General features: G+C 44.9%; 20 protein-coding genes. 10 read left to right on the plus strand and 10 right to left on the minus strand.

What is annotated here, in order from left to right:
• Window positions 1-29 precede the first annotated feature (29 nt).
• The 3 genes from recC to recD all read left to right on the plus strand — a co-directional run bounded on the left by recC (window position 30) and on the right by recD (window position 9,538).
• Window positions 30-3,506: an exodeoxyribonuclease V subunit gamma gene (recC, locus tag HW45_RS20070; RefSeq protein ID WP_038229218.1), complete on the plus strand. Its 3,477-nt coding sequence runs from the start codon at window positions 30-32 to the stop codon at window positions 3,504-3,506.
• 246 nt (window positions 3,507-3,752) lie between these two features.
• Entirely contained in the window at window positions 3,753-7,370 is a 3,618-nt protein-coding gene (gene recB, locus HW45_RS20075; protein ID WP_038229221.1) for an exodeoxyribonuclease V subunit beta, read from the plus strand.
• A complete protein-coding gene (recD, locus tag HW45_RS20080; RefSeq protein ID WP_038229224.1) occupies window positions 7,370-9,538 on the plus strand; it encodes an exodeoxyribonuclease V subunit alpha in 2,169 nt (722 codons plus the stop codon). Before recB ends, recD begins: the two co-directional genes overlap by 1 nt.
• A 67-nt stretch (window positions 9,539-9,605) precedes the next feature.
• Here recD and HW45_RS29020 read toward each other — a convergent pair whose 3' ends face one another.
• Both HW45_RS29020 and argA read right to left on the minus strand, forming a co-directional pair.
• Entirely contained in the window at window positions 9,606-9,785 is a 180-nt protein-coding gene (locus HW45_RS29020) for a hypothetical protein (protein ID WP_006071100.1), read from the minus strand.
• Between the two features lie 198 nt (window positions 9,786-9,983).
• Window positions 9,984-11,321 (minus strand): amino-acid N-acetyltransferase, encoded by a 1,338-nt coding sequence (gene argA / locus HW45_RS20085; RefSeq protein ID WP_038222242.1) that lies wholly within the window; start codon window positions 11,319-11,321, stop codon window positions 9,984-9,986.
• Window positions 11,322-11,467: 146 nt separating this feature from the next.
• On the opposite strand from argA, the gene HW45_RS20090 reads away from it, so the two are divergent.
• The 4 genes from HW45_RS20090 (at window position 11,468) to csdE (ending at window position 14,442) form a co-directional block, all read left to right on the plus strand.
• On the plus strand, window positions 11,468-11,914 hold the full coding sequence (locus HW45_RS20090) for a DUF2850 domain-containing protein (RefSeq protein ID WP_051868243.1): 447 nt from the start codon (window positions 11,468-11,470) through the stop codon (window positions 11,912-11,914).
• Window positions 11,915-11,984: 70 nt separating this feature from the next.
• Window positions 11,985-13,082 (plus strand): murein transglycosylase A, encoded by a 1,098-nt coding sequence (gene mltA, locus HW45_RS20095; RefSeq protein WP_038229658.1) that lies wholly within the window; start codon window positions 11,985-11,987, stop codon window positions 13,080-13,082.
• Window positions 13,083-13,188: 106 nt separating this feature from the next.
• Window positions 13,189-14,001 carry a tRNA cyclic N6-threonylcarbamoyladenosine(37) synthase TcdA gene (gene tcdA / locus HW45_RS20100; protein WP_006071107.1) on the plus strand — a complete coding sequence of 271 codons (813 nt, stop codon included), beginning with the start codon at window positions 13,189-13,191 and terminating at the stop codon, window positions 13,999-14,001.
• Between the two features lie 9 nt (window positions 14,002-14,010).
• Entirely contained in the window at window positions 14,011-14,442 is a 432-nt protein-coding gene (gene csdE / locus HW45_RS20105; protein WP_031494092.1) for a cysteine desulfurase sulfur acceptor subunit CsdE, read from the plus strand.
• An 81-nt stretch (window positions 14,443-14,523) separates the two neighbouring features.
• Here csdE and csdA read toward each other — a convergent pair whose 3' ends face one another.
• The 4 genes from csdA to HW45_RS20125 all read right to left on the minus strand — a co-directional run bounded on the left by csdA (window position 14,524) and on the right by HW45_RS20125 (window position 18,135).
• Window positions 14,524-15,723, minus strand: a complete 1,200-nt coding sequence (gene csdA / locus HW45_RS20110; protein WP_038229227.1) for a cysteine desulfurase CsdA — start codon at window positions 15,721-15,723, stop codon at window positions 14,524-14,526.
• Window positions 15,716-16,321 (minus strand): DJ-1 family glyoxalase III, encoded by a 606-nt coding sequence (locus HW45_RS20115; protein WP_006071112.1) that lies wholly within the window; start codon window positions 16,319-16,321, stop codon window positions 15,716-15,718. Before HW45_RS20115 ends, csdA begins: the two co-directional genes overlap by 8 nt.
• Window positions 16,314-17,207, minus strand: coding sequence for a 2-dehydropantoate 2-reductase (panE, locus tag HW45_RS20120; RefSeq protein ID WP_038229229.1), 894 nt, complete (start codon window positions 17,205-17,207; stop codon window positions 16,314-16,316). The genes HW45_RS20115 and panE overlap by 8 nt, the downstream gene beginning before the upstream one ends.
• 130 nt (window positions 17,208-17,337) lie before the next feature.
• The gene (locus HW45_RS20125) at window positions 17,338-18,135 is read right to left on the minus strand and encodes an outer membrane protein OmpK (protein WP_038229231.1); all 798 of its coding nucleotides are present in this window, start codon (window positions 18,133-18,135) and stop codon (window positions 17,338-17,340) included.
• A 305-nt stretch (window positions 18,136-18,440) separates the two neighbouring features.
• On the opposite strand from HW45_RS20125, the gene HW45_RS20130 reads away from it, so the two are divergent.
• The 3 genes from HW45_RS20130 to HW45_RS20140 all read left to right on the plus strand — a co-directional run bounded on the left by HW45_RS20130 (window position 18,441) and on the right by HW45_RS20140 (window position 20,389).
• Complete coding sequence (locus tag HW45_RS20130; protein WP_038229234.1) at window positions 18,441-19,037, plus strand: LON peptidase substrate-binding domain-containing protein; 597 nt, start codon at window positions 18,441-18,443, stop codon at window positions 19,035-19,037.
• A gap of 91 nt (window positions 19,038-19,128) precedes the next feature.
• A complete protein-coding gene (locus HW45_RS20135; RefSeq protein WP_038229236.1) occupies window positions 19,129-19,707 on the plus strand; it encodes an RNA polymerase sigma factor in 579 nt (192 codons plus the stop codon).
• 1 nt (window position 19,708) lies between these two features.
• Window positions 19,709-20,389, plus strand: coding sequence for a ChrR family anti-sigma-E factor (locus HW45_RS20140; protein WP_038229238.1), 681 nt, complete (start codon window positions 19,709-19,711; stop codon window positions 20,387-20,389).
• Window positions 20,390-20,457: 68 nt separating this feature from the next.
• Here HW45_RS20140 and HW45_RS20145 read toward each other — a convergent pair whose 3' ends face one another.
• From HW45_RS20145 to HW45_RS20160, 4 genes are all read right to left on the minus strand, one after another.
• The gene (locus HW45_RS20145) at window positions 20,458-21,825 is read right to left on the minus strand and encodes an AmpG family muropeptide MFS transporter (protein ID WP_038229659.1); all 1,368 of its coding nucleotides are present in this window, start codon (window positions 21,823-21,825) and stop codon (window positions 20,458-20,460) included.
• A 124-nt stretch (window positions 21,826-21,949) separates the two neighbouring features.
• The gene (locus tag HW45_RS20150; RefSeq protein WP_081875865.1) at window positions 21,950-22,495 is read right to left on the minus strand and encodes a peptidylprolyl isomerase; all 546 of its coding nucleotides are present in this window, start codon (window positions 22,493-22,495) and stop codon (window positions 21,950-21,952) included.
• Window positions 22,495-23,064 carry a YajG family lipoprotein gene (locus HW45_RS20155; RefSeq protein WP_038229240.1) on the minus strand — a complete coding sequence of 190 codons (570 nt, stop codon included), beginning with the start codon at window positions 23,062-23,064 and terminating at the stop codon, window positions 22,495-22,497. The genes HW45_RS20150 and HW45_RS20155 overlap by 1 nt, the downstream gene beginning before the upstream one ends.
• A gap of 126 nt (window positions 23,065-23,190) precedes the next feature.
• Window positions 23,191-24,321 carry a methyltransferase gene (locus HW45_RS20160; protein WP_038229243.1) on the minus strand — a complete coding sequence of 377 codons (1,131 nt, stop codon included), beginning with the start codon at window positions 24,319-24,321 and terminating at the stop codon, window positions 23,191-23,193.
• Window positions 24,322-24,400 lie beyond the last annotated feature (79 nt).

The raw sequence follows: 24,400 nt of genomic DNA on the forward strand, positions 1-24,400 counted from the left end.
AGGACAATTAGTTAAAGGCGCGCGGCAACGTGTTCACCGTTTATCACTCAAATCAAATCGATGTATTGAAATCTCTGCTGGTGCAATTAATCAAAATTGACCCACTAGAGAATCCATTTGAAAAAGAACAGATTCTTGTGCAAAGTCCAGGTATGTCACAATGGCTGAAAATGGCGCTGGCACAAGAATTTGGCATTGCTGCCAATATCGACTTTCCACTTCCCGCGACGTTTATTTGGGACCGATTTGTTCAAGTCTTGGATGAGGTGCCCAAGCGCAGTGCATTCAATAAAGAAGCGATGACATGGAAAATCATGCATCTGTTACCGCTTCATCTCAATGACCCAGACTTTGCTCCGCTCGCTCAGTACCTTTCCGATGATGCCGATGCCTCGAAACGCTATCAATTGGCAGAAAAAATCGCCGATATCTATGACGGCTATTTGGTTTATCGACCAGAGTGGATAGCGGCATGGGAAGCGGGGGAAACTGTCGTTGAACTAGAAGAGCAGCAGCCTTGGCAACCTAAGCTATGGCAGGCGTTGTATGATCATACGGTAGCGTTAGGTCAGTCACCTTACCACCGCGCTAACCTCTATGAACACTTTATTGATGCCTTAACACACAATGTGGATGTGAAGTCGCATGGTTTAGATAAGCTGCCTAAGCGTTTATTTGTTTTCGGCATTTCTTCTTTGCCTCCGCGATATTTGGACGCACTTAAGGCGCTCGGGCAGCATATTGATGTGCATCTGATGTTCACCAACCCTTGTCGTTACTACTGGGGTGAAGTGCGGGACAGAAAATATCTTTCTAAGCTTGCTGCCAACAAGCGTAAGCACTTACAACAAATTGCTGATGTGGCACATTCTGACGATATGTCGATGGTGGAGCAGCTTAAAGGCTCTATCGATCAAAATATCGAAGATGAACTGCATATCTCTGAAGTTGGTAACAGCTTACTAGCGTCTATGGGTAAGTTAGGAAGGGATAATCTCTATCTTCTTTCACAGCTAGAGTCGAACGAAATAGAAGCATTTGTTGATGGACAGCGAACGACGTTGTTGGAGAATATCCAAGCGGATATTTTGAACTTAGAAGAACACCAAGATGATCAGTTGTTGCTAAGTTCTCAACATAAGCCAACCATTTCACCTCAAGATCATTCACTATCTTTACACGTTTGCCACAGTCCAATGCGTGAAGTGGAAGTGTTGCATGATAACTTGCTGGCGATGTTTGATCGCAACCCCGATCTCAAGCCGCGTGATGTAATTGTCATGGTAGCCGACATCAACGCTTATAGCCCTGCGATTCAGGCGGTATTTGGTAATGCTTCCGGTGAGCGCTACATTCCATTTTCGATCTCGGACCGAACGGCAGACAAAGAAAGCCCTTTATTGAATGCTTTTAACCTATTATTGCAGTTACCTGAGTTGCGTTGTTCCAGTAGTGAGTTGCTTGAATTGCTTGAGGTACCTGCCATTTTGCAGCGATTCAATATCAGTGACAGTGAATTTGCTACATTAAAACTCTGGGTCGAAGAGGCTCAGATACGTTGGGGTTTGGATAACCACACTGCTAGTGAGTTCGATTTACCTGAATTTGAGCAAAACTCATGGATGTTCGGTATTTCTCGAATGCTGGCCGGGTATGCTATTAGTGAACAAGCTGGCTTGTTTGAGTTTGAGCATGGCACCATTGCGCCTTATGAGCAGACTCAAGGTATGCAAGCCGAAAGTGCAGGCAAACTGGCACAGTTTATCGATACCATTACCAAGTATCGTGGATTGCTTGCCAAATCCGCACCAATAGATACATGGCAAACCAACATTAATGCTTTGTTGGATGATTTCTTTGATGTTGATCTAGAAGGTGAAGTGGTTGTAAAAGCGATTCGTGACACGCTGTCTGGTCTCAAAGAACAGCTTCAAGATGCTTGCTATAGCGAACGACTTGCACCTCGCATTGTACGCCAATATTTTATCGATAAGCTATCGGGATCACGAGTCAGTCAGCGCTTCCTTGCTGGGCAAGTCAACTTCTGCACCTTAATGCCAATGCGCTCGATACCATTTAAAGCCGTGTGTTTGCTTGGTATGAATGACGGTGTTTACCCGAGAAGTGTTCCACCTGAAAGTTTTGACTTAATGACAGGTCGCACCAAACCGGGAGATCGTTCTCGTCGAGATGATGACCGCTATCTATTTTTAGAAGCCTTATTATCGGCACAGCAACAGCTTTATATTAGCTACGTTGGACGCTCTATTCAGGACAACACTGAGCGAGTACCTTCGGTACTAGTATCAGAGCTGGTGGAATATTGTGAGCAAAACTACTGCTTGCAAGGAGATAGTGAATTAAGCGTGGATGAGTCTGGAGCCAAACTTCGTAACAGTTTGGTTCAGGAATACGCGATGGTGCCGTTTAGTGCTTCTCATTTTAAGTCCGCACACAGCTATCAAAGTTATGCCTCTGAGTGGCTACCCGCTGCTTTGCAGCAGCTAAGTAATGTGAGGTTTGACGGTTCAGGACCATTTACGCTTGAGCCTATTGAACGTGCCGTCGGCAGTGTTGTTGAGCTGGAACTTACCGAGTTGCAGCGTTTTTGGCGTTTGCCCGTTCAATATCTATTCAACCGCAGGCTTGAAGTCAGTTTTGATTCACAGCAGTTTACAACCGAAGATGATGAACCTTTTGCGCTTAATGGATTAGAAAGCTTTGTATTGCGAAAAGAGCTACTTGATGTCTTTACTAAATCAGAAGACGGCACTGACTTGCTAATGGCATTTAAATCCGAACAGAAGGCGCAAGGCTATCTACCTATCAATCACTTTGGTGATTTGGAATTTGCATCCAACGTGGCGCAAACCGAAGAACTCGCTAAGGCCGTGAGACCGCTGTCGAATAAAGCATTGGACGATACCGAAATAAACCTGCAATTAACCTTGGGTTCGATCACCATTAAGTTACAAGGTTGGGTCACGGGTATTTATGCCTCAGGCTTGCTTAGATACCGCAGTGGGCGTTTGCGTTCTAGTGACTATTTAAGTGCATGGATTGACCATTTGGCACTGACCCTCGCAGGCCAACCAGCAGCGACCCATATGTTGGCCTACGACAAAAAAGAAGGGGTAGTACATCGTGTCTATCCTCAACTTGATAGTGTTCAAGCGGAACAGTATATGAAGCAATTACTTGAGTTGTTTCTTGGTGGTTTGGATAAACCTCTAGCCTATTTCCCTGAATCGGCATTAGCAGGTATCGAGGCGAACTATAGTCGAGGCAGCTGGACTCCGAACGATGAAAAGATGTTGAGTAAAATGGAAGCTCGATTTATCGGTGGTTATATGCAAACGGGAGAGGGCGAGAATCCCTATATTTCTAGAGTCTGGCCTGAATGGAGTGAAGTGCTTGCCAATGATCTCAAGTTAGTCTCGCAGCTCGTGCTAGAAGCCCCAAGAACCCTAAGTATGGATGCTGAAGAGTACTACTCTCATGAATAAGGGAAATTTCGTGAATATGAGAAGGCTGCGCTAGCAAGAGAGGGGGCGGCCGCCAGTATTTTTATAGTGTGTAGGGAGATTGCTGTGCGGCCAAGTAGGTCAGAGGGACCAGTTTCTAGGGCGCATAGTAGTGGGAGCAGATAATGAATTCCGTGAATGCGATCGCACCCTGTATAAATGATAGCTATATCTAATTGATAGAATTAAAGAATTAAGCGTTGGATCACACAGTTGAGTTTAAACACCATGTCACAGAGCCATGAACCAATAGCGTTAGACACCATGCAGTTTCCATTGCACGGTGCAAGATTAATAGAAGCGTCAGCGGGTACTGGTAAAACATTTACCATTGCGGGCCTTTATTTGCGCCTACTTCTCGGTCATGGCAGCGATCAAAGTCGTCATAAACAGCCACTAACTGTCGACCAGATTTTAGTCGTAACGTTTACTGAAGCGGCAACGGCTGAGCTTAGAGATCGTATTCGCGCTCGAATTCATCAGGCTCGAATTGCTTTTGCGCGCGGTGACAGTGACGACCCGGTCATTAAACCTCTTCTAAATGACATCACAGATCATCGCTTTGCGGTAGATACTTTGCTTCAGGCAGAACGCCAAATGGACGAAGCGGCGGTGTACACTATCCACGGTTTCTGCCAAAGAATGCTGACACAAAATGCGTTTGAGTCTGGATCTCGATTTAATAATGAATTCATCACCGACGAAAGCCGACTAAAAGCTCAAGTGGTCGCAGATTTTTGGCGTAGTCAGTTTTATCCTCTGGGGTTGGAGCTTGCGAGTGAAGTCCGAAAGCTATGGGCGACGCCAAATGATCTACTCAAAGTCATTGCCAATTACTTGACAGGCCCTGCGCTGTCGCTAACAAATGTCGATGCTTGTAGTGATATTACCCAGCTTCATGCACAGAATTTACAGCGAATCCGAACCCTTAAGTCGGAATGGCTAGCGGTCGCTGACGACATTGTTGGATGTGTGAGTCAATCGGATGTAAACAAACGCAGTTACACTAAAAAGTCACTGCCGACTTGGGTTGAGGCGATTACTGATTGGTCTAAACAAGAAACATTGGACTACTACCTACCAACGCAATTAGAAAAATTCGCTCAAAACGTTCTTACAGAAAAAACGCCTAAAGGCGACGCGCCAACGATGGCGATCTTTACTGAGATTGAAGCCTTCTTAGCACAGCCACCTGAGCTCAAAACCTCGTTGTTGGCATTGGCTATTCAGCATTGTCGTCAGCGATTGGCTCTAGCTAAGGAACAAAAGCAATGGCTCTCATTTGATGATTTGCTGACCCATTTATCAGCGGCTTTGGACAGCGAATCTGGCGACAGTCTGGCGGAAAAAATCCGAACACAATTTCCGGTGGCGATGATTGATGAGTTCCAAGATACAGATCCGCTTCAGTATCAGATATTTAGTCATGTGTACTTAAATCACGCCGACTGTGGTTGGTTTATGATTGGTGACCCGAAACAGGCAATCTATGGTTTTCGTGGAGCTGATATCTTTACTTATATACAAGCTCGAAACCAGGTACAAGACCACTATACGTTAGGTACGAATTGGCGTTCCAGTGAGAGTATGGTCACTGGCGTTAATGCACTGTTTAAGCAGGCAGATTCTGCTTTTCTCTACGATGATGACATTCCGTTTCATGCTGTCAATGCTAGCCCTAAAGCGAGTAAAATGCAGTGGCAGTTTGACGGTGAACATCAAGCAGCAATGCAGTTTTGGCTCCAAGACGCGGAATCCCCCGTTGCTAAAAGTGAGTATGTACCAACGATGGCTGCCGCTACCGCTCAGCACATCAAACAGGTGTTAACCCAGTCCCAAACCGGTAAAGCAGCGCTGATTAATGGTGACAACAACGAAGCGATTGAAGCGGGCAATATCGCCGTGTTGGTGAGAACCGGTAATGAAGGTCAGTTGATTAAACAGGCCTTGGCTGAGCGCGGTATCGCTAGTGTTTATCTTTCCAACCGTGATAGCGTTTTTACCAGCGAAATAGCTGATGACTTACTGCGTTTGATGCTGGCAGTTTGGCATCAAGACGATGAAAGAATGCTAAAAAGTGCGTTAGCCTCCCAGCTATTTGCTCTGCCTGCCGTTCAACTGGACAGCCTCAATAATGACGAAAATCTCTGGGAACAAGTGGTTGCTGAATTTCGTGACTATCGCCAACTATGGATATCGCGTGGCATTTTACCAATGCTGCGTTCAGTATTGTTTAAGCGAGAAATCTCCAACCGATTGTTGTCTACTGATGGTGGTGAGCGATTACTTACCGACTACCTCCACTTGGGCGAACTGCTGCAAGCAGCAAGACAAGATATGGAGAGCGACAGTGCCTTACTCCGTTGGTTAGGACAAGCGATAGAGGATGCCAAGCAAGGGTTAGGCTCTAGTGATGAGCATATTCAGCGTTTAGAGTCAGAGCGTAATCTCGTTCAGATTATCACTATTCATAAGTCAAAAGGTTTGGAATACGACTTGGTTTATTTGCCGTTTGTGGTGAGTTATCGAGAAACGATGGAAGCTAAGTATTATGATGCCGAGAGCCAATCATCGGTACTCGATCTACGTCAATCGTCGGCCTCTATGGCACAAGCCGATAAAGAGCGGCTTGCCGAAGATTTGCGTCTCATCTATGTGGCATTAACTCGTGCAGTTTATGGTTGTTTTATTGGGATGGCGCCACTGAGAAATGGCCGCTCAACCAAGGAGCCAACTGGAGTTCATCACAGCGCAATAGGGCATCTAATCCAAAATGGTCAAGAAATGGGAGTGAGCGAGTTAAGTTCTGCGCTCAGCCAGCTTGCCAACGCTTCTCAAGCTATCGCTATCACTGAGGTACCAGAGCTTGATGAGGAGCGTTATCAAGAGTTGCTGCAACCAAGCGAAGAGCTCGTCGCTAAAGCTCAATCAATGGCCATTGATCGTGACTGGCGAATCACCAGTTATTCAGCCCTTGTAAAACAGAGCCATCATAGCAACGATAGTGAGGTGTTTATTGAAGCATCTGGGCTTGATATCGATTCATCCGAAGAGCACGAAGTCGACGTGTTATTGGAGCCAGAAAAAACCATTTTTCATTTTCCTAAAGGGGCGCGTCCCGGCACGTTTTTACATACCGTGTTTGAAGAAATCGAATTTACCGAGCCCGCGACATCAGCACAAAATAGCGAGGTTATTCGACAGCTTCTCGAGCGAGAGCAATACGATGCAGAATGGTTACCGGTGATTCAGCAACTTGTCGATCAGGTCATGAATACGGCGCTAGATGGTGAAGCGCTGTACTTAAGAGATAAGGACTCTACGCAACGTCTGGTGGAAATGGAGTTTCTTTTGCCGATTGAAGTGCTTGATGCTGTGTCATTGAACCGTGTTATACAACGCTACGATGCGTTATCCGCTAAGGCGAGTGAACTGGGCTTTTACACCGTTAAAGGCATGCTTAAAGGTTTTATTGACTTAGTGTTCGAACACCAAGGTAAGTACTATGTGCTCGACTGGAAATCTAACCATTTAGGTGATGAAGCGGAGCGTTATCAAAAACATCAACTCGATAATGCTATGGTTGATCATCGTTATGATCTCCAATACCAAATTTATGCATTAGCGCTGCATCGGTTCTTGAAAACCCGTATCGTTGATTACGATTATGACCAGCACTTTGGCGGCGTGTTTTATCTCTTTTTACGCGGTGTTAGGCCTGACTATGACTCCGGTATTTTTAGTGCTAGACCAGACAAAGCCATGATAGAAGCATTAGATGGGCTTATTTCAGGAGAGTCTTTGCAATTGGATGAGACAAATGAGCAAATGGGGTTAGGATTCTGATGGCAATGGTATTAAAAAACCTCTCCGAATGGGTCACGTATCTTGCGGAAAAAAGTGTCTTGAGACCACTGGATTTTCAGTTTGCGAAGTTTATCTCTTCCATTGAGCAACAGCATCGAGATCCGTTGATGTGGTTAGCCGCGGTCACAAGTTACCAATTAGGCCAAGGGCATATTTGCGTCAACCTTGATGCAGATGAGCAAGTATCCCTGCCGATGCCAAGCTTGATCGGTTTGTACGGTGAAGCTGCTGAGTCGCTCGAGGGGATGGTGAATCAAGTTGATTGGCATAAGGTAATGACGGAAGCGTCAACGGTTACCTGTTTGTCTCCAAACGAAGTCATGACATCGGCGGTTACGCCATTGGTTTGGCAGCAAAATAGATTATATCTACAGCGTTATTACTACTTTGAACAGACGATTGCTACTCGCCTCCATGCCATGGCTGAACCCATTTCCATTGAGAGAGATGGGCTGCAAAGCGTCGCAAAGATGTTAGACCGCCTATTCACGCGTGAGTACCACTATCTTTATTCCGCTTTGTCTGCTCTACCCGCAGAGCAGAATAATCAGGTTATGCGTCAGCAAGTTATCTGCGATTTTCTCGATGTGGTTAAGCCGGAATCTATCGATTGGCAATATGTTGACGATATAGTCACGCAAGCGACAAACGTAAAAGCACTTCAAGGTTTGGATGATGCTATTCCATTATCTCTGTGTTTAAACTGGCAAAAAGTGGCAGCCGCAGTTGCGCTTACACGTCGATTCGCGGTGATATCAGGTGGTCCCGGTACTGGCAAAACTACGACGGTAACTAAGTTGTTAGCTGCGATGGTACATCAGGCGAATCAAGCCGGTGAATCACCTTCAATTAAGCTGGTGGCGCCAACGGGGAAGGCGGCGGCTCGTTTGACGGAATCCATAGGTAAAGCGGTAGACTCGTTAACTGTGGAGCCAGAAATTAAGAAGCAAATTCCAACGGAGTCGAGCACGCTACATCGCTTGCTCGGTGCAATCCCCGGTCGCGTTGAGTTTCGACATAACAACGCTAACCCATTGCATTTAGATGTGTTGGTTCTCGATGAAGCATCTATGGTGGATCTGCCGATGATGCATCGTCTATTGGATGCGTTACCGGCACATGCTCGACTTATTCTTCTTGGAGACAAAGACCAGCTAGCCTCAGTGGAAGCCGGAGCAGTGTTGTCGGACATTTGTGACTTTGCTCAGTTTGGTTACAGCAGTCAGCAAAATGATTTGATTCAAGCGTTAACGCAGTTTGATTGCCGATTAGCTGGCAAAGTGGAATCTTCAAAATCCACCTCAGCATTGGTTGATAGTTTGTGTGTGCTACAAAAAAGTTATCGTTTTGATGCAAGGTCTGGCATCGGTCAACTGGCTAAGCAAGTTAACTCGGCAAATAGCTACGGTTTTGATCAGGTCTGGAACAAAGCATTTGATGATATTGAATGGCTAGCCTTAAGCGCGGATAGCTATCAACAGTTAGTTGATAAGCTAGTACGTACTTACAAAGGTTACCTGACGCTATTGGTGCGTGCCAATCCGCACGGAGAAGAACTGCAAAGTGCTGAAACGTTGTCACATTGGCAGCAGCGTTTGGCGAGAGAGGTGCTCTCCAGTTTTGCCCAAAGCCGATTATTGTGTGCGGTGCGTGAAGGCGACTTTGGGGTATCGGGGCTTAACCAGCGAATCGAAAAACGTTTAAAGCAGCGCGGACTCATTTCAAGAGGCGATGAAGCGTGGTATATCGGTCGCCCTGTTATGGTGACAAGGAACGATCATGGTCTTGGCTTATTTAACGGTGATATCGGCATTTGTATGTGGGACCATTGCGCTGAGACACCAAGGCTGAAAGTATTTTTTGAATTGCCTGATGGTAGTATTAAGTCTGTGCTGCCGAGCCGTATGCCTGAGCATGAGACGGCTTATGCGATGACGATTCATAAGTCTCAAGGCAGTGAGTTTTCTCATACGTTTATGATTTTACCAGCCGACTTCTCGCCCTTGTTGACTAAAGAGCTTATCTACACTGGCATTACTCGAGCGAAAAAACAGTTCACTTTGGTGGCTGATCAGCGAGTCGTGAATCGAGGTATTCGCCATAAAACGTTACGACATAGTGGTTTAGCGAAGCGATTAGTGAACTAAAACGTAAGAAAGAGAGGGATACAGTGAGTGGTTTTCCACCATCCATGGCGGTAGATGCCCAAAGCCTTTAGTTAAAGACTTCTGAATACGTGATTTGGTTGATTCGATACTGTTGTTGGTAAATCTTCATTAAAGACTTTACCTTGTCAGTTACCGGAAACACGCAATGGACATTGTGTCCTTCTAAGAACTGGTTTTCAGCCATATCCCAGAAGCTCTGAATGGAATTGCAAATAACTGTACGCATAGATGTCACTCTTAAAGTTGTCGTGGCACACCTAGCTATCCTTGCATTCCCCAAAAAGCGCTATGTATTTGGGAGTCCCATCACAAAAATGCCTGTGATTTGAGCGAATTTTAGACAGTAATCTTTGAGAAGTAAAATAATTTGTGAATTTTATTGATAGCAATCGATTTCATAAAATCGACTGCTATCGAGCTGTGATTAAACTGCTACAGACAAGATCTTTGATTTGCGCTGTAGGTTGTACAAATCTTGTTTAGCCATCGGCAGGGATTCTACACCGATCTCTAAGAATCCTTGTTCTCTAAACCAGTGCAAGCTATGAGTGGTTAGCACAAAAATCTGCTCTATCCCTTTCATCTTTGATTGTTGTTTCATGTGATTGAGTAATAACACGCCACGGTTGCCATCACGATAATCGGGATGAATAGCGACACAGGCCATTTCTGCCATCTTTTCATGTAGATATGGATAAAGTGCCGCACAGCCAATGATCAACCCATCTTTTTCTATGATGGTAAACTGATGGATTTCCTGCTCAAGTTGCTCGCGCGAACGACGAACTAAAATACCTTTTTCTTCAAGCGGGCGAATCAAATCAAAAATACCGCCAATATCATCAATATCGGCCTGTCGAACTTGTTCGGCACTGGCCATGACTATTTGCGTTCCGATACCGTCAAGAGAGAATAGCTCTTGTATCAATGCGCCATCAATTTTATAGCTGATAAGGTGACAACGAGGAACACCCGCGCGACAAGCCGACTGAGCGCCACGTAAAAAACGTAGCGTACCGCTGCTTTCACCCTCGTTAACGCGTTCTTTATCCTCGAACTGCTCGATAAGTTGATTGACCTCGGCAGGGAATAGTTCTGCAATAGCATTTCCATTTTCATCCAGCACGCCTTGCTCGGAACAAAAACCAATTAATTTATCGGCATTTAATTTTATAGCGACTTGGGTCGCCACTTCTTCTGAGAGAAGGTTAAAAGTTTCGCCTGTGACAGAGCCGGCAACCGGACCAAGAAGTACAATAGAACCTTGATCGAGTACTTGGTTGATTCCTTGGATATCGATACGACGGACTCGCCCACTGTGACAGTAGTCGATGCCATTATCGACTCCAAGAGGTTGCGCGATAACGAAGTTGCCACTGATGACGTTAAGTTGATTGCCTGCCATAGGAGTATTATTAAGACTCATAGACAGGCGAGCGGTGATGTCGAGTTGCAATCTTCCCGTCGCTTGCATCACGTAATCGAGACATTTTTCCGTCGTGACACGTGTTCCCTTGTGGTAAGGACAATGGCAATCATTTTGCTCCAGTAATTGGTTTATCTGTGGTCTCGCGCCGTGGACGAGAACCAGTTTGACACCGAGGCTGTGCAGTAAGGCAATGTCGCTGACGATATTGGTGAAGTTTTTATCGGAAAACGCTTCGCCACCTAACATAATGACCATGGTCTTGTTACGGTGTGCATTAACATAAGGTGTGGACTGCCTAAATCCTTTAACTAAGGCGGTACTACGAATCTTCACGCGGCTTACTCTTGGTTTATTTATGTTGAAATAATGACTTTTTATTCAGTGTTGCGCAAGGTTTAATTTGCGCAGTTTAGGTGATGAGTTGCATGATTGGATTTGCAGTGACAATATGGCGCTGTCGATAAATGGTAAGGCTTGGTATGAGTAGCGGTAAGCAAAGCGGTGCAGTCGGAATCAAAGCAGTACCGGCAGCGAGACTAAAACCCAATAAGTGGTTGGAACGAACCTTAATCGTGCTGGCGTTAGTCGGTAGCTTAGCAGTATTAGGATTATATCAAGACTTGTATGACCGTTATCAATCTCATGCGAATCCAAAACAGGCCGTGTACGGTGTTTGGTACGAAAGAGATGCGGCTCCTTTTGCTAGAGATTCCTTCGAGCTTACTCCTGATAAAGTGGTTATCGATAACCGAGTAGTTGCGACAGACTTTGAGCTTACTCGTGATGAATTGTCATTCTATGTTGGTCCTACCTTGTATCGTTATCACATTCTTAATGAAGCTAAAACGGAATTGAGGCAATTATCACCGACTCATTACAATCCCGTCTTTGTTTTGTCAGGAAAACACAAAAACAACCTACTATAACGTTCGGTTTTATTGCGCTTTTTTAAAGAGTTTGCCATCCTGAATGCACCACAAATAAGGGATGACTAACTTGATCAAACGTATTCTGCCTCTCGCCTCTGTATTGCTCGTATTTGGCTGCGCACAAACTGACCGCGCTCAGCAATATCAAGGTGGCGAATTTACCAAACTGCTTAACAAGACCGAAGTTATCGAGTCGAACCAACCTAGAAACTTCAACTCTTTTGCAAGTCAGGCAGATGAAGTGATTAAGAAGTCGCCGTCGATGGCTAAAATCTATCAGCCTTTGTATGAGCAACTAGAGGCGTGGGCTATCCAAAGTGGCGATCCAGCGCAACTGGCAAATTTTGGTGTGCAAGCGGCCCAATTAGGTGGCGGCGATAACAAAGGTAATGTGTTATTTACAGGCTATTTTTCGCCAGTGATGGAACTGCGTCACAAGCCAGATGAAACCTTCCGCTATCCGGTCTATGCCTTACCAGATTGTTCGCAAGACTGCCCAACTCGAGCTGAAATCTACGGTGGTGCGCTTAATGGTCAAGGTTTAGAGCTTGGCTATGCAAGCAACTTGATTGATCCATTCATTATGGAAGTGCAGGGTAGTGGCTTTGTTCATTTTGAAGATGATGACACGCTCGAATATTTCGCCTACGCCGGCAAAAACAACAAGGCATACGTGAGTATCGGACGTGTGCTTATTGAACGCGGTGAAGTACCAAAAGAAAAGATGTCGCTTAAAGCCATCAAAGATTGGGTGATGCAGCAAGATGAGCAGACCGTGCAAGAGCTACTAGAGCAAAATACCTCGTATGTGTTCTTCCAGCCTCAAGATGCCGCACCGGTGACGGGTACGGCTGGCATTCCATTATTGCCAATGGCGTCGGTAGCGGGTGATCGCTCAGCATTTCCAATGGGAACACCAATCCTCGCAGAAGTACCTCTGTTGAATGCGGATGGTACGTGGAGCGGTGCCCATGAATTACGTCTATTGATTGTGCTTGATACCGGTGGGGCGGTAAAAGGAAACCACTTCGACCTATATCATGGGATGGGTGATTTTGCAGGTACACAGGCTGGTCACTATAAGCACTTTGGTCGAGTTTGGAAGCTTGGCCTAGAAAACTCGGCGACAGAGAGTCCATGGGCATTGCCACCTGAGAAAAAGTAACATTGAGAAAATAGTACGAGCGTGTTTCGTACATAGTTGACCTTTTTACTAAGAGTGCGTATAAATCGCACTCTTTCTTTTTTCTCCGAGACAAGTTAGGTAACCCATGCGAGAACTTAACCAACCAGCTTCTGATAGCTACAATCAAAGATTTGGCGGCACGCGCAGACTATACGGCAACAGTGAGGTCGAGATCTTACGTGCGGCGCATATTTGTGTGGTAGGAATTGGTGGTGTGGGTTCATGGGCGGTTGAAGCGCTTGCAAGAACTGGCGTGGGTGAGCTGACTCTTATCGATATGGATGACGTTTGTGTGACCAACATTAACCGCCAAATCCATGCGATGTCAGGTACTGTTGGTCAGAGCAAAATTGAAGTTATGGCTGAGCGGGTAAAATTGATTAACCCCGAATGCAAAGTTAATTTGATTGATGACTTTATTACAGCAGACAATGTCTCGGAATACATCAGTAAAGACTTTGACTATGTACTGGATGCCATTGACAGCATTAAACCTAAGGCAGCGCTATTGGCCTACTGTCGTAGCAACAAAATCAAAGTTGTGACCACTGGTGGAGCTGGTGGACAGACCGATCCAACACAAATTATGGTGGCGGATCTGACAAAAACGATTCAAGACCCGTTAGCTAAGAAACTCAAAGACACTTTGCGTCGTCATCACAACTTCAGTAAGAACCCTGCACGTAAGTTTGGCATTGACTGCGTATTTTCTACGGAGCAGCTTAAATACCCTCAAGCTGATGGTTCTGTCTGTGGAGTGAAGTCCACGGCGGAAGGGCCAAAACGTATGGATTGTGCAAGTGGTTTTGGCGCGGCTACGGTAGTGACAGCGACATTTGGCTTTGTTGCGGTGTCTCGTATCGTTGAAAAGCTTATTCAGAAATACGCGCAGAAATAGAGGCAGCTTATGTCATCAGATAACAACAACCCATTTGGATTGGAAATCAACGCACAAGATGTTGTTGACGCCATGGCTCAATTGAAAGGTTGGGAAGATCGCTATCGACAGGTTATTCAGTGGGGTAAGAAGTTGCCAGTATTGGATGAATCTCTCAAGCAGGATCAGGTTCTAGTTGCTGGCTGCGAAAGCTCAGTATGGTTAGTACTTACCCAGCAAGAGGGCAAATGGCAGATTCAGGCAGATTCTGATGCGCGAATCGTTCGTGGCTTGATCGCTATCGTTTTGGCAGCTTTCAATGGTAAAACATCGGAGCAAATATTGGCGTTCGACTTGGATGAGTATTTCGCACAGTTAAACCTCATCAATCATCTTAGTCCATCTCGCGGTAATGGCTTGAAAGCCATTGTTGATGTCATTAAGTCTAAAGCGTCAGAGTAATTGATTATAAATAAGGTCGACTCACATTCGTTAGTCGACCTTATTATTGAAGCGATGTTGTTGAAGTTTGAAACGTTATCGTTACAGCATATCCACCGCTTTAGTTAGTGCGATAAGAAATCTCTCTACATCTTCTTTTGTGTTGTAAATAGCAAAAGATGCTCGAACTGTTCCCTTCACACCAAGCGCATCCATTAATGGGTGAGCACAGTGATGACCAGCTCTTAATGCAATGTTCTGTTGATCTAACAGCGTGGCGATATCTTGATGGTGAACGCCATCCATCACAAAAGTGATGACGCTTGCACCAGGTTGGTAACCAATGATGCGAATATCCTCTAAGGCGCTCAAACCCTGAAAAGCTTGATGTTGTAGGTCACTGATGTGACTCTCCAGTAGTTGACGGTCATAGCTTGATAGCCAATCTATGGCACAAGCTAGTGCTAAGGCTCCTGCCACATTCGGAGTCCCAGCTTCAAACTTTCCGGGTAGTTGACTAAATGTGGTGCCTTCAAAAGACACTTTTTCCACCATCTTGCCACCACCATGCCAAGGCGGCATAGCTTCCAGTAGGGCTAGCTTGCCATACAGCACCCCAATACCAGCTGGTGCATACAGTTTATGTCCTGAAAAGACGTAGAAATCAGCATCCAACGCTTGTACATCCGTTTGCTGATGAACAATACCTTGCGCACCGTCGACTATGATAATGGCATCGGTGTTAGCCCGGGTTAGCGTTACAATCTTATCCAGCGGTAGAGCAGTTCCAGTAACATTAGTGACTTGCGTAGTGGCGACAATTTTCGTTCTCGGGCTGAGTAGCGCCTCAAACGCATTAAGATCAAAGTGACATTCTGGTGTTATTGGAATCTTAACAACCTTCGCGCCAGTTTGCTCAGCAACGATTTGCCACGGGACAATATTTGCATGATGTTCCATCTCAGAAACCAGAATCTCGTCCCCTGGTTGTAGGGTGCTTCGAGCGTAAGTCTGTGCGATAAGATTGAGTGCTTCGGTTGCCCCTCGTGTCCAGATGATCTCTTTACTGGAAGCCGCATTAATAAAGCGTGCCACGGTTTCTCTCGCTGCTTCAAAGCGCTCGGTTGCAACCGCGGTGAGTGAATGGGAACCGCGATGGACGTTGGCGTTTTGGTTACCATAATACTGCGTGATACAGTCGATTACAGCTTGCGGTTTTTGTGTCGTTGCGGCACTGTCCAGATAAACCAAATCGCCATCAATAGCTGGGAACTGGGCCCGAATGTTGAGTAACTCACTCATCGTATTTACCCATTTTATGGTAGTGAAGAGTCGGGTTTGTGATCATTGGCTCAGCCACTTGCCAGGCTTTTTCTTTACCACATAAGGCGATGATAATTTCAATCGCAAATTCGAGGGCGGTTCCTGGACCTTGGCTTGTGATCAGGTTGTGGTTGATATCAATTGTTACTCGTTTGCTGCGCCAGCGGTTTTCTGGGATATGTGATTGAAAACTTGGGTGGCCAGTCATCAGCGCATTTGGGTAAAGCTGGTGATGTTGCAACACCAATGCAGGAGCTGCGCAGATAGCACCAACCAGTTTGCCGTCGTATTGGTGTTGGCGAACCATTTCGACTAATAATGTGCTGTCTCGAAATGTTTCGGCGCCGCCTACACCGCCTGGTAAGGCGATAACATCGAACTCTTCATCGGCGACATCGACCAGCCTGCAATCCGCAGTCAGGGTGACACCACGTGACGCTTTCATCGTCAGCGCGCCATCAAATGCCGCGCTAGCGACGGTCACGTTGAAACCTGCACGCACCATAATGTCGATGATGGTAATCGCTTCCATCTCTTCGGTGCCTGGCGCTATGGGAACAAGGATTTTCTTAGTCATGTTGATTCCAACTTGATTCGATCTGTTTAATTTGATGATACAGGGCTAGGTTGGTGGGAACAGCAATACCGTATCGCTTTGAAATAGAGACCACATAGCCGGTAATATAATCAATTTCGCTTTGTCTTTTATTATAAATGTCTTGATGCATGGATGAGTAGTTTTGCGCAGTGGCATGGATGACTTTGTAGACGGTATCCAACATCTCTTCTGCTTTAAGAGTCACTCCCACTTTGTTTGCACACTCAGTTGCTTCGCGCACTACCATGGCGATCTGTTGCTGATAATCTTTATGAGCGAGTCCACCATTTTGACAGTTGTTGATAGCTGTTAATGGGTTTATGGCGCAGTTAATAACAAGTTTGCTCCATAGTGCAGTTTGAATTTCAGAATTCCAAACTACTGGTTTAAAAGCATGGTCGAGAACGTCGGCGATAAAGGAACAACGTGAACCTTTGTCATTCCAGGCCCCAATAAAGGTCTGGCCAAGGCCGGTATGGCGTACTTGTGAACTTGATAGTTTAAGCGCGCCGTGAGTAGAAGTACCAAGTAACACTGGGTGGTGATTAATGGCGGTTTCTAAGTGCTCAACGGTGCCCATACCATTGTGAAGAAAGAGTAAAATGGTATCGCTATTTAAATGTTTAAGTAGTGGCTTTAAAGCCAATTCCACTTGCCATGCTTTCAATGTAACGATAACAAGATCACTCGCTTGAAGTGAGGTGATATCGCAATTGGGTAAGTGGATAGCACTACCACCATCTAGCTCGATGACTACGGTATCTTGAGGTGAACGCCCCCAAACCGAAGCTCGATGCCCTGCCTGATGAAGCTTATAAGCGTACAAAGAGCCAATGGCGCCGGGGCCTAAAATAGTAATATTCACAATAGCTATGTAATCGTGGAAAGAGAGGGTAGAAGAATAGCAAATTTAGCTGTGGTTTTCGAAAGCTATGTTAGCGAGTTGGTGATACAAAAAATGGCGCCGCAGCGCCATTTTATCTAACTTCGAAGAATTAGAAGTTGTATTGTAGACGGTAGATGATTGCATCACCGTAGTGCTGTTCGTAGTCTGTTGAACCCCAAACACCAAGTTTGTTTTGGAAGTAACGATACTGAATTGCTGCTGTTAGGTGCTCTGTTGCGTGCCAGTTAAACAATAATGCACCATTAAGGCCTGTCTTACCGCCTTGGGCTTTAGCGTATTCATCGTTGCGGTCAAATTCGATTTCGTTCCAGTTAACGAACGAGAAGTTTTGACCGAATGCTTCGAAACCATAGCGTGCAGTCCAACCTGCCATATAGCCATTGCGACCGTTGATGTTTTGGCTCATGCCATCATCAACGTTGTTGAAAGAGTCCCAAGAGGTGATGTCGTGAACACCAATCCACGGTTTGAAGAACCAGTTATCACCTTGTAGAGCCGTATAACCAAGACCCAGAACGCGGTTGGTTTCACTTTGAGCTGGGTTATCGTGGTGGTAAACCTGACCGTATAACGATACGCCAGTATCACCTAAGTAAATGTGCGCAGTACCTTTGAATGAGTTCTTTTGCTCTGATGCACTTTTCTCAACACTTTCGCGATCGTAGAAGCCGTAGATCTCGCCCCAAGTGAAGCCAGCGCCACCTTCAATACCTAGTACAAATTGGTTACGTTGGTCACCCACTGCACCGTTATCGATTTTGTTAGGACCGTGATCCCAGCTCTGATGATCAAGATAAACGCCACCAAAACCGTATAGATATTCTGCTGAAGCTGGTACTGAAGCTACCGCTGCAACAACGCCAAGAGCTAAAAGTGATTTACGCATAGTGTTAACTACTCTTTAAGTTGTACTGAAATTAGCCGCGAATCCATGCGAACTCATCCGATGGGTGGGCATGATAGCGATTTATATCTCAAAGTAAATGTGCAACATCGCAAACGTTTACTAAAGTTTGTGAGAGTAATCACAAATACTAGCGGTAGATGGGAACTTTTATAAATAGCCTACAATTTAATCAATATTGTCGATCTGTGTGATAACAAAATTTCGATAGTTGTTAACATATTTTGGTTCTGATCGTATTTAGTGAGTTAACGTAGAAAGGGTATCGAAAACTGAAAGGAACTATGATGACGCAGTTAAAGTTGTTTCCGTTGCGCTCAGTGGTGTTGCCTGAGGGAAAAATGAGGCTCAGGATTTTTGAACCTCGTTACAAGCGCATGGTAACGGAGTGTCTGAAAAATGAATCAGGTTTCGGCGTCTGCTTGATCAGTGCATCCGCGGGAGCTATCCCCAGTAACGTTTCATCTGTAGGCACATACGTCAGTATCGTCGATTTTGAGAGTCTTGATGATGGGATGCTTGGCGTCACCGTGTCTGGGATACGCAAATTTCAGATTCACCATGTCGAGTCTGAAGAAGATGGTTTGCGCCAAGCCCAAGTCAGTTGGATAGAGAGTTGGCCTCCGACAAATTTGAGTGATGAAGACCAGTTCATCGGTGAGCGTCTCCAGCACGTCTACGAAAAGTTTCCTCAAATTGGCGACTTGTACCTGCATCGCTTTTTTGACGACGCAGCTTGGGTCAGTCAGAGATGGTTGGAAGTACTGCCACTAGAGTGTCATCACTTCGAACATCTCGTAACACAGCAGGACTGCTCGGCTACGTTGTCATTTTTGGGGGAAGCGTTTCGTAGCGACGACGCTGATAATGCAACTCGACACTAAATATTTGTTAAACTGCAGTGATCTTTGCTGTAAATTCGACGTAGTTATTAGGAAGAGATTTGGATCATCTGGAACACTAGGGATACAAGGCATGACATTAGATAGTCCCCAAGCCCTTAGTAAGCAAGAATGGGCAGAATGTATGGAACGGGTTAAGCAGAGGGACAAAAGTGCCTTTGCCAACCTGTTTAACTATTTCACTCCTCGCTTGAAGCAATTTACTTACAAGCATATGGGCAATGAGCAAGTGGCCATTGAAATGGTTCAAGAAACTATGGCGACGGTCTGGCAAAAAGCACATTTGTTTGATGGATCGAAAAGTTCGTTGTCGACTTGGATTTACACCATTGCGCGCAACTTATGTTTCGATATGCTCCGCAAGCAAAAGGGTAAAGAGCTGCATGTCCATGCTGACGACATCTGGCCTACAGACTATTGCCCACCAGATTTTGTCGAACACTATTCGCCAGAAACTGATCGTTTGAAAGAACAGATAATTAGGTTTTTGGATGAGTTACCCAAAGCTCAGAGGGAAGTAGTGCAAGCGGTTTATTTGGAAGAGTTACCTCACCAACAGGTTGCTGAAATGTTCAACATTCCGTTGGGGACTGTTAAATCGCGGTTGAGATTGGCAGTGGAGAAACTTCGACATTCAATGGAGGCAAATTGATATGAGTCATCACCCTAGTTCAGAATTATTAAAGCTTTATGCGACGGGTGAGATAGATTCTGCGCACGGTGCAGCAATCGCCTCTCACATTGAGACCTGCTCAGAATGTCGCTCCAAAGTGATGAAATTTGAAGCAGAAGCAGGCGAAGCTATGATGCTTTTAAGTTCGAAGGAAGAAAAATCTTCAAAAGATTTGGAGATGGTTTTTTCCAACATGCTTGACGATATAATGACCCTTGACGCTGACTATTCTAAACCCAAGGCGAGAAAACCCGGCAAGGTTCAGGTAGATGGCAAAGAGTTTATGGTTCCGGCGACGATAGCTCCTCTCGTAGAAAGGATGAGTGAATGGCGCAGTTATGGCGGCAAGGTGTTTACGTCAACAATTGATGTTGATGAGGAATGTAGGGTAAGTCTACTCTACATCAACCAAGGCGTTCAGGTGCCCCAGCACACCCACAAAGGGTTTGAATCAACACTTGTATTACACGGTAGTTTTAAAGATGAAAACGGCGAATATCATGTTGGTGATTTCATTCGTGAAGACGGAGAAACTAAACATGCGCCTCAGACCGTTGAAGGACAAGATTGTTTGTGCCTGTCGATCCTAACCGAGCCAATGATCTTTACCCAAGGCGTAGCAAGAGTATTTAATATGTTTGGGAAGGGGATGTATCCCTAGGTGCAAGATAGGGTCATATCGCAAAGGAAAGAGCCTCAACGTAAATTTGAGGCTCTTTTTTATTTCAACTATTCAGCTAACTTATCTTCTTTGATTTCTTGTCGGTCTCTTTCGCGTGCTTTATCCAAGAGGTCGGCAAAATAGTGCCTTAATGAATACAGCATAATAAGACTGGGAATAACCATTAGCGATGTAATGACAAAGAATAGGGCCCAGTCATTTAGCGCATCAACCAATTCCCCACTAAATGAAGCCAAGGTAGTTCTACCGAAGTTACCCAAAGAGGCCAATAGGGCGTATTGTGTCGCCGAGAAAGCCTGTCCCGTTAGTACGGTAAGGAACGAAACGAAGGCAACAGTGGAGAAGGCGGTAGTAAAGTTGTCCACTAAAATGGTTGCTAAGAACAGGTGCTCACTCGGACCAACCTTCGCGATCCATGCAAACATCAAATTACTGGCACTCATCGCGATACCGCCAATCATCAACCCTTTTACAATACCAAAACGCACGTTGAACATGCTGCCCAATAGTGTAAATAATATGGTTGCGCCCCAGCCAATGAGTTTGGAATAGTAGCCAATTTGCTCGTTACTAAAACCGATCTCTTTGTAGAACGGAATTGACATTCTGCCTAAGAAGGCTTCGCCGATCTTAAACAAGAAAACAAACAACAGTAGGGTAATCGCGACCTGAACACCATTACGGCGAAAGAAGTCGAGAAAAGGTTCAATAACAGTAACTGATAGCCAGCTAATTACTGGGTTGCCAACCACTTTCTCATGGCGCTTCTCGGCTTCAGCTTGCAATTTATCCCTTGCGGTTGTTGGCTCTCCTACGAGAAGAGTAAATAGCATCAAAATAGCAACGATACCGGCCATGCCGTAGTAGACGCCATTCCATCCCATTGAGTCGGCATTGATAAACGCCAGGTAGCCAGGTAACGAGTAGCCTGTCCACCAACCAATCACAGCCATAGCTGATGCTTGGGGTAGCTTGTTCGACTCAGATTTCGGGAAGGTGTCGATACGAAATGCATCGATAGCAATATCTTGTGTCGCTGATGAAATCGCGATACACAAAGCGAGCATTGACGTAAACATCAAATCATTGGCGGGGTTAACACCTGCAATGAATAAGGTAGCAACCAGAATGAAGCTCTGACACAAGAATATCCAACTACGACGTTGACCGAGGGCTGAATGCAGGACAGGCAATTTTACCCTATCGACTAATGGAGCCCACAAAAAGTTGATGGCATAGACAGCAAAAACAGAACCAAAATATCCGATGGCAGCACGAGTTAAACCTGCATCTTTTAGCCATCCAGACATATTAGAGCCAATCAGAACCCATGGAAAGCCACTTGAGCATCCCAACATAAAGACCCAGAGCAGTCGTTTATCCCAATAGCTTTTGACCGTGTTTAACCACGTCATTTTTTGTTCCACAATTGCGCTCCCTTTATCCCAAAATGTTGATAGCCAGTTCAAATGACGAACTATGCTATCAAGCTATGGGTTTAGTTGACTATCAATATTGAATCAACTTTTTAATGCTAAGTTACTGAATAATTTCCATTTTAGTAATGACGATTGGCTCCATTGGAACATCTCGCATACCACGAACGCTACGGGTTGGTTTCTGCGCCATTTTTTGAACTACATCAAAGCCTTCAATAACTTGACCAAACACAGCATAACCCGGGTTCGTCACGCTGTAATTCAAGAAGTCATTATCAACGAAATTAATAAAGAACTGACGTGTTGCAGAGTTTGGATCTTGGGTTCTAGCCATGGCTATGGTTGCCGCGTCATTATCCAGTCCGTTTGAAGCTTCATTTTTGATTGGGGCGTTAACCGGTAAGCGGTTAAACTTGCTATCAAAACCACCACCTTGTGCCATAAATCCCGGAATTACGCGGTGAAATTGACTATTTACGTAACTGCCATCTTCAACATAGGTTAAGAAGTTTTCTACCGTGATAGGTGCTTTCTCTTGGTTCAACTCTACGATGAATGAGCCCAAATTTGTTTCGACTTCTACTTTTGGTCCTGCAAAAACGCTAGTAGCGATCAGTGCTAGAGAGGCGACAAGTGTTTTCATCATTAGAAACGTTCCTTCATGTAATCTTGTAGCTCAGTATCGTTAGCAATTTCTTTTAAAACAAGGTTTACGGTGTCATTAAGTACGGTTTCGATCTCTTCGTTAGAAGCACTCATTAAGCCAGAACGCTTTGCTGTCCCTGTGTAGGTTTTCACCAATTTACCTTGTTCATTTTCCGCCGTCAGCTCAAGAATGACCGTCGCGTTCATGTCATTCTCCATCACGGTATGCTTGACCGATACTAATGCTTCTTGGATTTCAACTTTTAGTGTGTTCTTACTGTTTACGGTAACCTGATAACCTTCTGAAGAGAATTGGTTAACTAGGGCGTTCTCGATACCAATGCGAACATTTTGTCGAGTATGTACAGGGGTGATGTTCGCTCGACCGTTATCCAGTAAAGCTACGTATTGCGCAGTACGGACATCTTGGCTAGAGATGGACATCGCCTTACCTTCAACGATCTTGGCAGCGCTGGTTGCCGCGGTAGGCGCAAAATTAATCTGTTCTTTTTGAGGACTTGCACATGCAGCAAGTAAAACGACTGAAGCAGCCAGAACGAGCTTTCTCATTGATTATTCCTTTTCACACTCTTCAAAATGACGAGTAAAGTTATGAAGTCCGTTTGGACTTCATGATGAATATTATCCGATTCTTGTTAAGCTATATGACTATTAGCAGCAACAATGACTCAAACTTTACTTAGTTGCCTGTAAAATAACAAATTTGGCGTTAGATGCGACAAGTTTTACATTGTGTTTGCCAAAGAGTCGCGCTAGTTTTTTATCGTAGCCTAGATGACGATTGCCGATAACCATTAACTCCCCTGTATCTCGAAGAACTTGCTTAGCATCACAGAACATTTGCCACGCAATGTGATCGGTCACCGCTTGTTGTTGATGGAAAGGTGGGTTGCAAACTACCAAATCTTGACTATTTGCCTGGAAACCGTCTAGACAATTATTCGCCACAAACTCACAACCATCGAGAGCGAGGTTGTTTAAAGTTAGGTTGTGATGAGCTGACTTCACCGCCATAAAGCTTTCGTCGATAGCTGTGATATTTGCTTGAGGATTGAGTTGCTTTAGCTTCAGTGTTAATACGCCATTACCGCACCCCAAATCCACGATATCTTGATATTTGGTGTTGCTCTTAAGATGTTCTAGGATAAACCGCGCACCCAAATCAAGACTTTCCCCGGAGTATACATTTGGTAAGTTAGAAAGTACCAATTTATGCACTGATACTGGCCAAGTTGTATAAGGGTCAATACTCTCTTGATGCACGCTATTCAGATCTGAAAACACCAAACGATGCTTTTTCCAAGCGAGTGAAGTTGTGGTGTGTCCCGCATATTTTTCAAAAATCTTAAGAGTAGAACTATGGATCTCTTTTGCTTTGTTCACGGCAATGAGCGAGCAGTTATCTCTGTACTTTAAGGCAATTTGGTTGAGTTGCCATGCCAAGTAACGATTGTTACGGGGAATCTGCATCAACACGATATCTACCTGTTGCGGCCATTCATCGGTTGAGGCTCGAAGATCGATGGATTTGCAATGGTTAAGCGCTAAATTATGCTTAATGCCCTGATGAGAGATAAAAGAATCACTGATTGTAGTCACCTTATGCTGTTCTGAAAACCAGCAACTTAGGGCACCAAAACTGTCGTTAAGAATCAGAATGTTAGAGCCAGTAGGCAGTTTTAGCTCTTCAAAATTTTGAATCAGGTATTCGTCTCCAGCATCCCAAGCTTGAAGTTGTTCATTGTTGAGTTTAGGGAAACGAAATAGTGAATATGAGCGCTCAAATAGGTTTAATTCAGTCTTCATAATGCTGTGATTTGGTGACAATGGTTGTATTTTGACAAAATCTCGGAACTTTCGCCAAGGCGAATATGATTTAAGGGAA

This window comes from Vibrio sp. ER1A (genome assembly GCF_000733315.1).
Taxonomy (GTDB): Bacteria; Pseudomonadota; Gammaproteobacteria; order Enterobacterales; family Vibrionaceae; genus Vibrio; species Vibrio mediterranei.